Genomic DNA, 12,794 nt, shown 5'->3' with positions numbered 1-12,794 from the left:
GGAAGGCTGGGGGCTGGGAACGGGGCGGGTGCCGCCCCGGGGGGTCAGGAGCGCGGTGCCGGGGCGATCGCCTCCACGGCGGCGAGGAAGCGCCGCTTGTCCTCCGCGCGCTGGGTGCGGAAGCCGGTGTCCACCACGGTGGAGCCCAGCGACCAGGTGAGCACGGCGAGCCCGTCCTTCTCCACGAACTTGCCGACCATCCCGGAGCTGGTGCCCACGGCCACGACGTCCACGGCGGGGACGAACAGCGCCGGGGCGCCCTCCCGGTCGTAGAGCACGCCGTCGTCGAGGACGAGGGCGCGGGCCCGGGCGCGGACGCCGAGGCCGTGGGCGGCGATCCGCTCGAGCGGCGCACCGGACTCCGTGGTGCTCACGTACATGCCCGGCACGACGAGCCGCGGCTCGCGCTCCTCGATCCAGGCGGGCGGCGCGGGCGGCGCCGCGATCCCCGCCTGGCGTCGCACGCGGGTGTTCCAGCCCCGGCGGAGCAGGGCGAACAGCACGGCGAGGACGATGACCGTGACGAGCACGGTGGTGAGCTGGTCCATGGGGACGGGGGCCTCCGGGCGGGTGGACGGGGTCGGAGCGGGCGGGAGCGGAGCGGGTGGGCGGCTCAGGCGCCCGGGAAGGGGACGTTGAGCGCCCCGTCGAGGACGGTGGGGTGACCGCGGAAGAAGGTCGCGCGGACCGCGCCGGGCAGCTCCATCCCGCGGTAGGGGCTGTTGCGGCCCTTGGACGCGTGCCGGGCGGGGTCCACCACGGTGGCCGCGGCCGGGTCCCACAGGGTGATGTTCGCCGGCTCGCCCTCCGCGAGCGGCCGGCCCTGGGCGTCCAGGCGGCCGATCCGGGCGGGGGTCGCCGACGTGATCCGGGCGACGTCCCGCCAGGTCACGAGGCCGGTGTCGACGAGGCTCAGCTGCACCACGGACAGGGCGGTCTCGAGCCCGGTCATCCCGTTGGCCGCGCACGACCACTCGCACTCCTTGTCCTCGGCGGGGTGCGGGGCGTGGTCGGTGCCGATCACGTCGATCGTGCCGTCGGCCACGGCCTCGCGCAGGGCGTGCACGTCCTCGTCCGTGCGCAGCGGCGGGTTGACCTTGTACACCGGGTCGAAGCTGCGGACCCGCTCGTCGGTGAGCAGCAGGTGGTGCGGGGTGGCCTCGGCGGTGACGTCGATGCCGCGCTGCTTGGCCCAGCGCACGATGTCCACGGAGCCCCGCGTGGAGAGGTGGCAGATGTGCACGCGGGAGCCGACGTGCTGGGCGAGCAGCACGTCGCGGGCGATGATGGCCTCCTCCGCGACGGCGGGCCAGCCGGTCAGGCCGAGCTCGGCCGACACGGAGCCCTCGTTCATCTGGGCGCCCTCCGTCAGCCGCGGCTCCTGCGCGTGCTGGGCGACGACGCCGTCGAAGCCCTTGACGTACTCCAGGGCCCGGCGCATCAGCACCGGGTCGTGCACGCACATGCCGTCGTCGGAGAACATCCGCACCCGGGCGCGCGACTCCGCCATCGCCATGATCTCCGAGAGCCGCTCCCCCCGGAGGCCCACGGTCACGGCCCCCACGGGCCGGACGTCGACCCAGCCGGCGGAGCGGCCCAGCTCGTGGACCTGCTCCACCACGCCGGCGGTGTCCGCCACGGGGTCCGAGTTGGCCATCGCGAAGACGGCCGTGTAGCCGCCGAGCGCCGCGGCCCGGGTGCCCGTCTCGACGGTCTCGGCGTCCTCCCGGCCCGGCTCGCGCAGGTGGGTGTGGATGTCCACGAGCCCGGGCAGCGCCACGAGCCCGGCGGCGTCGACGACGCGCGCGTCGACCGCCGTCCCGGCGAGGTCCGGGCCGATGCGCCGGACGACGCCGTCCTCCACGAGGATGTCGGCGGTCTGTTCGCCGAGCAGCTGGGCGCCCTGGATGAGGTACGAGGTCACGAGAGGTCAGCGCTCCTGGGGGTGCGGGGTGGAGGTGGGGTCGACGTCGTCGCCGGCGAGCAGCAGGTAGAGCACCGACATCCGCACGGAGACGCCGTTGCGCACCTGGTCGAGGACCGTCGAGCGCGGGGAGTCCGCGGCGGCCGAGGAGATCTCCAGGCCGCGGTTCATGGGCCCCGGGTGCATGATGGCGGTGCTCGCCCCGGCGGCGTCGAGCGCGGCGACGCGCTCGGGGGTCAGCCCCCACTCCCGGGCGTACTCCTGGGCGGTCGGGAAGAACGCGGCGTGCATCCGTTCCCGCTGGACCCGGAGCATCATCACGGCGTCCGGGGCGGGCTCCAGCGCCTCGTCGAGGGAGAAGACCACCCGGCACGGCCAGTCCGCGATGCCGACCGGCAGCAGCGTGGGCGGTGCCACGAAGGTGACGCGGGCCCCCAGGGTCGTGAACAGCCACAGGTCGGAGCGGGCCACCCGGGAGTGCAGGACGTCGCCGACGATCACCACGTGCATGCCCTCGAGGTCCAGGCCGCGGGTGCTCTCGCGGCCCTCGGTGCGGGCACGGTGCTGGCGCAGCGTCATGGCGTCGAGCAGGGCCTGCGTGGGGTGCTCGTGCGTGCCGTCCCCGGCGTTGACCACGGCGGCGTCGATCCAGTCGGACTCCGCGAGCTGCTGCGGGGAGCCGGAGGCGGAGTGCCGGATCACCACGGCGTCGGCGCTCATCGCCGCGAGGGTCTGGGCGGTGTCCTTCAGCGACTCCCCCTTGGAGACCGAGGACCCCTTGGCGGAGAAGTTGAGGACGTCGGCGGACAGCCGCTTGGCGGCCGTCTCGAAGGAGATGCGGGTGCGGGTCGAGTCCTCGAAGAAGAGGTTGACCACGGTGCGGCCCCGCAGCGCGGGGAGCTTCTTGACGGAGCGCTGGCCGACGTCGGCCATCTGGTCCGCGGTGTCCAGGAACGTCAGGGCGGCGTCGTAGGAGAGGTCCTTCGTGGACAGCAGGTGCCTCATGCGCCGTCCCCCGGCACGGTGGACTCGATCACGACGCAGTCGGCGTTCTCGTCCGCGCGGGGCTCCGGGTCGGTCTCGGCCAGGCGGACCCGGACCTTCTCCTGGGAGGACGTCGGCAGGTTCTTGCCCACGTGGTCGGCGCGGATGGGCAGCTCCCGGTGGCCGCGGTCGACGAGCACGGCGAGACGGACCACGCGGGGGCGGCCGACGTCCACGAGGGCGTCGAGGGCGGCGCGCACGGTGCGCCCGGAGTACAGGACGTCGTCGACGAGGACCACGGTGCGCCCGTCGATGCCCCGCACGGGGATGCGGGTCGGCTGGGGGGCGCGGGCGGGGTTCTTGCGCAGGTCGTCGCGGAACATCGTCACGTCCAGCTGGCCGAGGCTCGCGGCGGCGTCGAAGCCGGGGTCGGTGGCGGCGATCTTCGCGGCGATCCGCTGGGCCAGCGGATAGCCGCGGCGCGGGATGCCGAGCAGGACGAGGTCCGAGCTGCCCTTGTTGGCCTCGAGGATCTCGTGGGCGATGCGCGTCAGGGCGCGGTCGATGTCGGCTGCCGAGAGGATGACGCGCGCGGCTGCGGGTCCCGTCGAGGGACCGGCCGCGGGGCTGTCGTCGTTCATGGGTGCCGCCTCCTTCCCCGCCTCACAGGACGGACTTAAAGGTTGCTTGCTCGCCCCAAACTAGCACAGCGGCGCCACCGCCCCCGCCCTGCCGTGGTCCTCGCCGGCCCGTCCCCCACGGGCGGGTCAGGCGCTGTGGTCGGCCCGCTCCCACCACAGCGCGGTGGCCGCGGCCGAGGCGAGGGCCACGAGCAGCACGCTCAGGGGCCCGGCCCAGCCGATGTCCGCCGGGACCGGGCCGGCGGTCCCGGCGAGCAGGGCGGGCACCGCCCAGGGGAACCACGCGCCGTGCCCGACGGCGGCGAGCACCTGGGCCAGGAGGACGGTGAGGAACAGGACCGCCACGGCGGGCAGGTAGCCCCGCCCCACGCTCGCGGCCAGCCCGTAGGGCGCGGCCAGGCCCGCGGTGAGCAGGCCGGTCCCCAGGACGGCGCCGGCCCCGCGCAGGGCGGCCTCGCCGGTCCACCCGGGCAGGGCGAGAGCGGCGCCGAGGACCAGCACCAGCAGCAGGAGGAGCACGGTGAGCAGCACGCACCAGACGAGGCCCAGCAGGAGCTTCGCCAGGACCACGGCGGTGCGGGAGGTGGGCAGGGCCAGCAGGTCCGTGGCCGTCCGGTCGGAGAACTCCCGGCCGAAGAGCCAGATCACGGCGGTCCCGAAGACGATCAGCCCGCCCACCGAGACGGTCTGCGCGGTCAGGGCGAAGTACCCCGGCCAGTCGGCGGACCCGCCGGTGAGCTGGGCCTTGGTCCCCAGCAGCCCCAGCGAGCGGGCCCGGTCGACGTCCTGGAGCACGTACATGAAGAACGCCCCGACCGCACCGGCGAGGACCATGGCGCCGGCGCTCGCCCACGGCATCCGGGACCGGCGCAGCTTCAGGGCCTCCGCGTGCACCGCGGCCGCCAGCTCACCGGTCACGGGAGCCCTCCTGCGGCGGACGGGCGCCCACGAGGCGCAGGAAGTAGGTCTCGAGGTCCTCCCGGACCACCGCGAGCCCCGTGGGCGGCACGCCGCCGTGGACCAGGGCGGCGGCCACGGCGTCCGGCCGGAGGGTCGCCCGCTCCCCGCCGAGCACGACCGCGTGCGGTTCCCTGTGCGGTGCGTACCCGGCGGCGGCCAGGACCTGCACCGCGCGGGCGTCGTCGCGCGTGGTGAGCTCCAGGCGGTGGCGGACGCGCGCGGGCAGGGCGGCCGTGGAGAACTCGTCGATCAGCCCGCCCCGGTGCAGGACCCCGATCCGGTCCGCGACGCGGGCGACCTCCCCGAGGATGTGGCTGGAGAGCAGGATCGCGGTGCCGTGCTCGCGGGCCAGGCGCTCGAGCAGGGCCCGCACCTCGACGACGCCGGCCGGGTCCAGGCCGTTGACCGGCTCGTCCAGGACCAGCAGGGACGGACGGTGCAGCATCGCCCGGGCCAGGGCGAGCCGCTGCAGGTTGCCCTGGGAGAGGGCGCGGGCTCGGCGGTCGGCGTACTCGCCCAGCCCGAACAGCTCCACGGCCTCCGGCACGGCGGTCCGCGACCGCAGCCGGTGCAGCCGGCGGGCGACCTCCAGGTTCTCGCGCACGGTCAGCTCCGGGTAGGCGGAGGCCGCCTCCACCAGGTAGCCGACCCGGGACCAGACCGGCCGGTCGCTGCGACCGTGTCCCAGTCCGTGTCCGAGGACGGTGACGGCGCCGGCCGCGGGGCGCACCATGCCGAGGACCGTCCGCATCACCGTGGTCTTCCCGGCGCCGTTGAGCCCGAGCAGCGCGTAGAGCTCCCCCGGGGCGACGTCGAGGGAGACGCCGTCGACGGCGCGCACGGACCCGTAGTGCGTGGAGACGCCCCGCAGGGACAGCGCGGGACCTGTCATCGGACCACCCCCGGTCACCACCGGCCCTGCCGGGATCGTACCGCCCGCCCGGCGGGACGTGCGCTCAGCCGAGCAGGGTCGGCTTCATCTTCTGCAGGCGGCCCAGCAGGCCGTTGACGAAGCGCGGGGAGTCGTCCCCCGCGAGCTCCTTGGCGAGGTTCACGGACTCGGCCACCGCGACCGGGTCCGGGACGTCGTCGTTGTACAGCAGCTCCCAGGCGCCCACGCGCAGGATGTTGCGGTCCACGGCCGGCATCCGCTCGAGGGTCCACCCCTGCGAGTAGGTCTCCAGGTACTCGTCGAGCTCGCCCCGGCGCATCGTGACGCCCAGCACGAGCTCCTCGGCGTACGGGGAGACGAGCGAGTCGCTGTGCAGCCGGCGGCGCTCCATGACCTCGCGGGCGTCCTCGTGGCGCTGCTCGGCCTCGAAGAGGATCTCGACGGCGCGCCGGCGCGCCTTGCCCCGGGCGCTCACTCGTTGACGCGGCCCAGGTAGTCACCCGTGCGGGTGTCGACCTTGACCTTGGTGCCCTGCTCGAGGAACAGCGGCACCTGGATCTGGTAGCCGGTCTCCACGGTGGCGGGCTTGGTGCCGCCCGTGGAGCGGTCGCCCTGCAGGCCCGGCTCGGTGTAGGTGATCTCCAGGACCACGGAGGCGGGCAGCTCGATGTAGAGGGGGGCGCCGTCGTGCAGCGCGATCGTCGCGTTGATGTTCTCGAGCATGAAGTTCGCGGCGTCGCCCACCACCTCGCCGGGAACGGTGATCTGGTCGTAGTTCTTGTTGTCCATGAAGACGTAGTCGGCGCCGTCCTGGTACAGGTACTGGTACTCGCTGCGGTCCACGGTGGCGGTCTCGACCTTGGCGCCCGCGTTGAAGGTCTTGTCGACCACCTTGCCGGAGGTGATGTTGCGCATCTTGGTGCGCACGAACGCCCCGCCCTTGCCCGGCTTCACGTGCTGGAACTCGATGACGTTCCACAGGTTGCCCTCGAGCTTGAGCACGGTGCCGTTCTTGATGTCGTTGGTGGTAGCCACAGGTTCTCTCTCTAGTCTGTCTGCGTCGTCGGCAGGTCGGTGGGGTCGGAGGGCGTCGCCCCGGACCGCGGACCAGTCTAGCTGGGCGCGCCCTCGGCGATCTCCTGGTACGTCGCGAAGAGGATGGCCTGGTCGGGCACCTCGAGGACGCGCGGCCTGCCGACGGCGTCGAGGACGACGAAGCGCAGCAGGTTCCCGCGGGTCTTCTTGTCCCGCTTCATGACCTCCAGCAGCCGCGGCCACTGGTCCCACCGGTAGGTCGTCGGCAGGCCCAGGGAGGTGAGGACGCTGCGGTGGCGCTCCACGACGTCGTCGGCGAGGCTCCCCGCGGTGCGGGCGAGCTCCGCGGCGAAGACCAGCCCCACGGCGACCGCCGCGCCGTGGCGCCACTGGTAGCGCTCGTTGTGCTCGATCGCGTGCCCGAGGGTGTGTCCGTAGTTGAGCACCTCCCGCCGCCCGGCCTCGCGCAGGTCGCCGGAGACGATCTCGGCCTTGACGCGGACGCTGCGCTCCACCAGCTCGCGCACCACCTCCGACTGCGAGTCGCGCACCGCCTGCGGGTGGGTCTCGATCAGCTCGAGGATCCGCTCGTCGGCGATGAAACCGCACTTGACGACCTCGGCCATGCCCGTGAGCAGCTCGTTCTCGGGCAGCGTCCGCAGGGTGTCGAGGTCGCACAGCACGGCCGCGGGTGGGTGGAAGACGCCCACCAGGTTCTTGCCCTCGGCGGTGTTGATGCCGGTCTTGCCGCCCACGGCGGCGTCGACCATGCCCAGCAGGGTGGTGGGCACGTGCACCACGCGCACCCCGCGCAGCCAGGTGGCGGCCACGAAGCCCGCGAGGTCCGAGACCGCGCCCCCGCCCACGGAGACGATCGCGTCCGAGCGGGTGAAGTCGTTCTGCCCCAGGACCTGCCAGCAGAAGGACGCCACCTGGACGTGCTTGCCCTCCTCGGCGTCGGGGATCTCGGCCGTGAACGCCTCGTAGCCCCGGCCGCGCAGCTCCTCCATGACCACGTCCCCGGTGCTGCGCAGCGCCCGCGGGTGGATGACCAGCACGCGCTGGACCCGGTCGCCGAGCACGCCCGGGACCTGCCCGAGCAGCCCGTGGCCGACGAGCACGTCGTAGTTCTCGGACGGACGGTCGCCCGTGACGGGGATCGTCGTGACGGTGCCGGGGACGGAGCCGCTCATGCCTGGACCTCCTGGGTGCTGTCGGTGGTGGTGCCGCCGGCGGTCGGCCGGGAGCGCAGGCGGGTGATCTCCGCCTCGAGGTCCGCGCCGATCTCGGCGACGGGCCGGTCGCCCCGGCCGTCGAGGGTGATGTCGGCGAGCTCCTCGTAGCAGGCGCGCCGGGCCTCGTAGAGCTCCTGCCAGCGCCGCTGCGGGTCCGGCTGGAGCATGGGGCGGGTCCGGTTGCCGCTGATCCGGGGCAGCACGGTCGCGGTGTCCACCTCCAGGTAGGCGACGAGCTCGTGGCGCAGCAGCTCCCGGGTGGAGGGGGTCACGGGCGCGCCCCCGCCCACGGAGAAGATCGCGTCGGCGTGGTCGGGGTCCCGGAGGATCTCGGCGACGGTGTCCGCCTCGAGGTCGCGGAAGTACTTCTCGCCGTGCTCCGCGAAGATCTTCGAGATGAGCCCGTAGCGGGAGACGATGACCTGGTCGGCGTCGACGAAGTCGTAGCCGTAGAACTTGGACATGTGCAGCGCTAGGAACGACTTCCCGGCGGCCATGGGCCCGATGAGCACCACGGGCCGCTGGGGGGTCGCCGCGTTGTCGCCCGGGGCGGGGAACTGCGCGTTCACGGCCGGCCCTCCCCCGTCTCGACGGGGGCGACGAGGGGATCGCCCATGTGGTCCTCGCGTGCCACGGCCGCGTCGTCCTCGAACCGGCCGAGCTCGCCGGAGGAGTGCAGGGTCTCCGGGATCGCGGCGAGGTAGGCGTCCTTGTTGCGGACGGTCTCGGCGATCGAGTCCCCGCCGAACTTCTCCGTCACGGCGTCGGCGAGCACGAGGGCGACCATCGACTCGGCGACCACGCCCGCGGCGGGCACGGCGCAGACGTCGGAGCGCTGGTGGTGGGCCCGGGCGGCCTCGCCGGTGGCGACGTCGACGGTGCGCAGGGCCTTGGGCACGGTCGCGATGGGCTTCATGGCCGCGCGCACGCGCAGCACGTCACCGATCGACATGCCGCCCTCGATCCCGCCGGCCCGGTTGCTCACCCGGCGCACGACGCCGTCCGCGCCGCGGGAGATCTCGTCGTGGGCCGCGGACCCCGGCCGCGCCGCGGTGAGGAACCCGTCCCCGACCTCGACGCCCTTGATGGCCTGGATGCCCATCAGGGCACCGGCGAGGCGCGAGTCGAGCCGGCGGTCCCAGTGCACGTAGGAGCCCAGCCCCGGCGGCAGCCCGTGGGCCAGGACCTCGACGACACCCCCGAGGGTCTCCCCGGCCCGGTGCGCGGCGTCCACCGCCGCCACCATGGCCTCCGCCGTGGCGGTGTCGAAGCAGCGCAGGGGGTCGGCGTCGAGGGCGGGCACGTCGGAGGGCAGCGGGCGCGGGGCGTCCACCGGAGCGCTGACGTCGCCCACCGCGGTCGTGTGCGAGACCAGCCGGACGCCCACGGCCTCGAGGATCTTCGCGGCGACGGCGCCGAGGGCCACGCGCGTGGCGGTCTCGCGGGCGCTGGCCCGCTCGAGCACGGGGCGGGCCTCGTCGAAGCCGTACTTCTGCATGCCGGTGAGGTCGGCGTGCCCGGGGCGGGGGCGGGTCAGGGGCGCGTTGCGGGCGCGGCCCTCGAGCACCTCCGGGTCCACGGGGTCGGCGGACATGACGTCGCGCCACTTGGGCCACTCGGTGTTGGCGATCTCGATCGCCACCGGGCCGCCCTGCGTCACGCCGTGGCGCACCCCGCCCAGCAGGCGGACCTGGTCCTGCTCGAACTTCATCCGCGCGCCCCGCCCGTAGCCGAGCCGGCGGCGGGCCAGGGCGTCGCGGACGTCCTGGCTGGTCAGCGGCACCCCCGCGGGCACGCCCTCGATGATCCCGACGAGCGCCTCGCCGTGCGACTCGCCGGCCGTGAGCCAACGCAACATAACCACTCTTTTCCGTTCGGGGGTCTCGGCGGCAGCGCCCGGGAGGGGCGGGTCCTGCCGACAGGTCTCAGGTGCGGGGCAGGGACGGGACGACGCGCACGGGTCGCCCCACCGCCGTGCACATCGCGGCGACCACGTCCTGCTCGCGGGGCAGGGGTGCGCCGAGGTCGCGGCCGGTGAACAGCCGGATCTGGTCGACCGCCTGGAAGATCAGCATATCGAGTCCCGGGGCCACCGCTCCCCCGGCCCGCGCCCAGACCCCGGCGATCGCCGACGGCCACGGGTCGTAGGCGGCGTCCAGGAGCACGCCCGTGGTCGCCGGGGCCGCGGCCGACAGCCGGGCCGCGAGGTCGTCCGCGCCGTGCGGGGGCAGGGTGGAGACGACCACGTCGTAGTCGGCCAGGCGGCCGGGTGCCTCGTCCCACGGCCGCAGGTGCACCGGGATCCCGAGCCGGCGCCCCGCCTCCACGGCGCGCCCGGCGCGGGCGGCCGAGCGCACGAACACGTCCGCGGAGGACGCCCCGAGCCGCTGGGCGGCGGCGACCGCCGCCGTGGCCGTGCCACCCCCGCCCAGGACCGCGGCCTTCGGGGCGGCGGGCACGGCGCCCGCCGCGAGCACCGCGCCCACGATGCCGGCGACGTCGGTGTTGTGGCCCAGCACCGTCCCGTCGGGGCGCAGCACGAGGGTGTTGACCGCACCGACGGCGTCGCCGAGGTCCGTGAGCTCGTCGGAGCACTCGGCGGCCACCGTCTTGAGGGGCATGGTCACCGACAGCCCGCGCCAGTCGGGGTGCCCCCGGCGGGCGTCCACGAACGGCCGGAGCTGCTCCTCGACCAGGTCGTGGGCGCCGTAGTCCACGGCGTCCCCGAGCACCGCGTACGCGGCCCGGTGCAGGTCCGGGGAGCGCGAGTGGCCGACGGGGTGGCCGACCACGGCGGCGCGGGCGGGGCTCACCCGCACCGGCCCTCGTTCTCGCTGCACCACTGGTTGTACTCCTCGACGTACTCGAGGTGCTGGGCGTAGGTCTCGGAGAACTTCGTCTCGCCCGTCTCGAGGTTCACGGTCACCCAGAAGTAGTAGTCGTTGTCCTGGGGATCGGCGGCCGCCGCGATGGCGGCGTCGCCCGGGGACCCGATGGGGCCCACCGGCAGGCCGGGGTTGGCGAAGGTGTTGTACGGGTTGGACTCGTCGCGGCGCTCCTCCTCCGAGAAGTCGTAGCTGCGGCGGTCGAGGCCGTAGGTCACGGACGCGTCGGACTGGATGAACCCGGCGGTCTCGCCCTCGGGGTTCTCGAGCCGGTTCTCGATCGCGCCGGCCACGACGTCGTAGTGCTCGGGCTGGACCTCGAACTCGATGATCGAGCCGATGGTGAGCACCTCGAAGATCTCCTCCTCGTCGGTGATGCCGTTGTTCTCGAGCGTCGACCGGGTGCGGTCCACCATGTCCTGCAGGATCTGCTCCGCCGAGGCGTCCAGCGGGAACCGGTACTCCCCCGGGTGCAGCCAGCCCTCGAGCGTCGGGAAGCGGTCGGGGATCCCGAAGTTCCCCGTGTTCTCCCGGTAGGCCTCGAACTCGGAGACGGGGATGCCGGTGGACTCGCTGAGGATCCCGAAGACGTCGGACATCCGCAGGGTCCGGTTGACGGCGGCGTAGTGGGTCGCCTCCTCCTCCTCCATGAGCGCTCCCACGGCGGCCTCCGAGCTCATCTCGGTGCGCAGCTCGTACTGGCCCGGCTGGATGAACTCCTCGGCGTGGTCCTCCTGGTAGGTCTCGATGAACGTCTCGGCGTCCGCCACGATCCCCTCCTGCTCGAGGGCCACGGCGATCTGTCCGGTGGTGGCGCCCTCGGCCACGGTGAAGGTGACGGGGTCGTCGCCGTCGCCGCGGTAGTCCCGGGTCTCGAACCACCCGAAGGTCGAGCCGAGCACGGACACCGTGATCAGCGCGGCGAGCAGGAACAGGGCGATGGCCGTGGTCAGCGACACGCGGCCGCGCCGCTGCCGCCGCTTGAGCTGCTCCGCCGTCAGCTCCTCGTGCTCGAAGGCGCCGCGCAGGCCCGATCCGGGCTCCCGCGACGACGGGGCGTCCAGCAGGCTGCCCAGCCCGCCGGCGCCGCCGGAGGACTCGCGAGCCCCCTCGGGTCGACGGGACGCCGACTGGTTGTACGGGTCGTCGCTCACGAATGCTCTCCGTCCGGATCGGTGGTCGTCAACGGGGCCGTCCGCGCCGTGTCGGGCGCTTCGGCGGGGTCCTGGGCGGTGTCCGCGGCGGTGCTCCCCGCCTCGGCTGCGGGTCCCCCGTGCTGCCTCCCGGCGGGAGTCCTCCCGCCGTGGTCACTTCCATTATGCGCGACGGCCGGATCCGCGCCGCCGGGGACCGGCGGGGCGACCGGTGGGTCCACCGGCGCACCGGGCTCCGCACCGGTGGTCCTGGCCCGGTCCACGGCGCTCTGCAGGATGGTGGCCGCGGCCACCTGGTCGACCTTGTCACGGTGGTCGCGGCGGGAGACCCCGGCCTCCAGGAGCGAACGGTGCGCGTCCACGGTGCTCAGGCGCTCGTCGACCAGCCGCACCGGCACGTCCCGGCCCTTGGCCCGCAGCCGCCGCACGAGCGCCGCGGCGTAGTCCCGGGCCATCACGGTCGAGGCGTTCTCCCCGCCGTCCAGGCTGCGGGGCAGGCCCACGTACACGGCGACGGCGTCGTGCTCCTGCACCAGCCCGGCCAGCAGCTTCACGTCGAAGCCCTTGCGGGGATCGCGACGCAGCGTGGTGAGCGGTGTCGCGAGGATGCCGTCGGGGTCGCACAGGGCCACCCCGACGCGGACGAGGCCGACGTCGACCCCCATCCGCCGTCCCCTGACGTAGGCGTCGCTCACGCGGCGGCGCCGCCCGTCGCCCGGTCGATGTCGGCCAGCACCGCGTCCAGGGCGGCCCCGACCCGGGAGGCGTCCTGCCCGCCGCCCTGGGCGACGTCGTCCTTCCCGCCGCCGCCGCCGCCGAGCACCTCGGCCGCGGTGCGCACGAGCCGACCGGCCTTCACGCCGGCGTCCCGGGCGCCCTCGGTGGTGGCCACCAGGACGAGGGGCCGGCCCTTGGCCACGCCCGTGACGGCGACGACGAACGGCTCGGCCGTCATCCGGCCGCGCAGGTCGAGCGCCAGCGAGCGGACGTCGTCGGCGCCGGAGACCTCGCCCATCTCGTGGGCGAGGACCTTGACCGGGCCGATCCGGCGCACGCCGTCGAGCAGCGAGCCGGCCTGCGCCTG

Annotated in this window: 15 protein-coding genes; all 15 read right to left on the bottom strand. The window is 74.3% G+C overall.

The annotated features are described in order from the left end of the window. Positions 1-44: 44 nt before the first annotated feature. On the bottom strand, positions 45-548 hold the full coding sequence (locus ACH9D3_RS01390; protein WP_396409574.1) for a PH-like domain-containing protein: 504 nt from the start codon (positions 546-548) through the stop codon (positions 45-47). A gap of 65 nt (positions 549-613) precedes the next feature. After that, a complete protein-coding gene (locus tag ACH9D3_RS01385) occupies positions 614-1,924 on the bottom strand; it encodes a dihydroorotase (RefSeq protein ID WP_396409573.1) in 1,311 nt (436 codons plus the stop codon). Positions 1,925-1,930: 6 nt separating this feature from the next. Next, entirely contained in the window at positions 1,931-2,929 is a 999-nt protein-coding gene (locus tag ACH9D3_RS01380; protein WP_396398092.1) for an aspartate carbamoyltransferase catalytic subunit, read from the bottom strand. Continuing rightward, positions 2,926-3,549, bottom strand: coding sequence for a bifunctional pyr operon transcriptional regulator/uracil phosphoribosyltransferase PyrR (gene pyrR, locus ACH9D3_RS01375; protein WP_396398091.1), 624 nt, complete (start codon positions 3,547-3,549; stop codon positions 2,926-2,928). The genes ACH9D3_RS01380 and pyrR overlap by 4 nt, the downstream gene beginning before the upstream one ends. Positions 3,550-3,675: 126 nt before the next feature. Further along, a complete protein-coding gene (locus ACH9D3_RS01370; protein ID WP_396398090.1) occupies positions 3,676-4,467 on the bottom strand; it encodes an ABC transporter permease in 792 nt (263 codons plus the stop codon). After that, entirely contained in the window at positions 4,457-5,401 is a 945-nt protein-coding gene (locus ACH9D3_RS01365) for an ATP-binding cassette domain-containing protein (protein ID WP_396409572.1), read from the bottom strand. Before ACH9D3_RS01365 ends, ACH9D3_RS01370 begins: the two co-directional genes overlap by 11 nt. A gap of 64 nt (positions 5,402-5,465) precedes the next feature. Continuing rightward, positions 5,466-5,876: a transcription antitermination factor NusB gene (gene nusB, locus ACH9D3_RS01360; protein WP_396398088.1), complete on the bottom strand. Its 411-nt coding sequence runs from the start codon at positions 5,874-5,876 to the stop codon at positions 5,466-5,468. Then, positions 5,873-6,436, bottom strand: a complete 564-nt coding sequence (gene efp, locus ACH9D3_RS01355; RefSeq protein ID WP_396398087.1) for an elongation factor P — start codon at positions 6,434-6,436, stop codon at positions 5,873-5,875. The genes nusB and efp overlap by 4 nt, the downstream gene beginning before the upstream one ends. Positions 6,437-6,513: 77 nt before the next feature. After that, the gene (aroB, locus tag ACH9D3_RS01350; RefSeq protein ID WP_396409571.1) at positions 6,514-7,629 is read right to left on the bottom strand and encodes a 3-dehydroquinate synthase; all 1,116 of its coding nucleotides are present in this window, start codon (positions 7,627-7,629) and stop codon (positions 6,514-6,516) included. After that, a complete protein-coding gene (locus ACH9D3_RS01345) occupies positions 7,626-8,240 on the bottom strand; it encodes a shikimate kinase (protein WP_396409570.1) in 615 nt (204 codons plus the stop codon). The genes aroB and ACH9D3_RS01345 overlap by 4 nt, the downstream gene beginning before the upstream one ends. Beyond that, positions 8,237-9,529, bottom strand: coding sequence for a chorismate synthase (gene aroC, locus ACH9D3_RS01340; protein ID WP_396398084.1), 1,293 nt, complete (start codon positions 9,527-9,529; stop codon positions 8,237-8,239). The genes ACH9D3_RS01345 and aroC overlap by 4 nt, the downstream gene beginning before the upstream one ends. 67 nt (positions 9,530-9,596) lie before the next feature. Beyond that, positions 9,597-10,511: a shikimate dehydrogenase gene (locus ACH9D3_RS01335; RefSeq protein ID WP_396398083.1), complete on the bottom strand. Its 915-nt coding sequence runs from the start codon at positions 10,509-10,511 to the stop codon at positions 9,597-9,599. Further along, entirely contained in the window at positions 10,481-11,710 is a 1,230-nt protein-coding gene (locus tag ACH9D3_RS01330) for an endolytic transglycosylase MltG (RefSeq protein WP_396409569.1), read from the bottom strand. Before ACH9D3_RS01330 ends, ACH9D3_RS01335 begins: the two co-directional genes overlap by 31 nt. Continuing rightward, positions 11,707-12,405, bottom strand: a complete 699-nt coding sequence (gene ruvX, locus ACH9D3_RS01325; protein WP_396409568.1) for a Holliday junction resolvase RuvX — start codon at positions 12,403-12,405, stop codon at positions 11,707-11,709. Before ruvX ends, ACH9D3_RS01330 begins: the two co-directional genes overlap by 4 nt. Further along, positions 12,402-12,794: DHHA1 domain-containing protein (locus tag ACH9D3_RS01320; RefSeq protein WP_396409567.1), on the bottom strand; the 393-nt coding region annotated here is incomplete at its 5' end. The genes ruvX and ACH9D3_RS01320, both read right to left, overlap by 4 nt.

Origin of the sequence: Kocuria kalidii (assembly GCF_044462225.1) — a bacterium.
GTDB lineage: Bacteria > Actinomycetota > Actinomycetes > Actinomycetales > Micrococcaceae > Kocuria > Kocuria kalidii.
The sequence above is the reverse complement of the archived record's forward strand: the minus strand, read 5'-3'. Positions and strand labels throughout refer to the sequence as shown.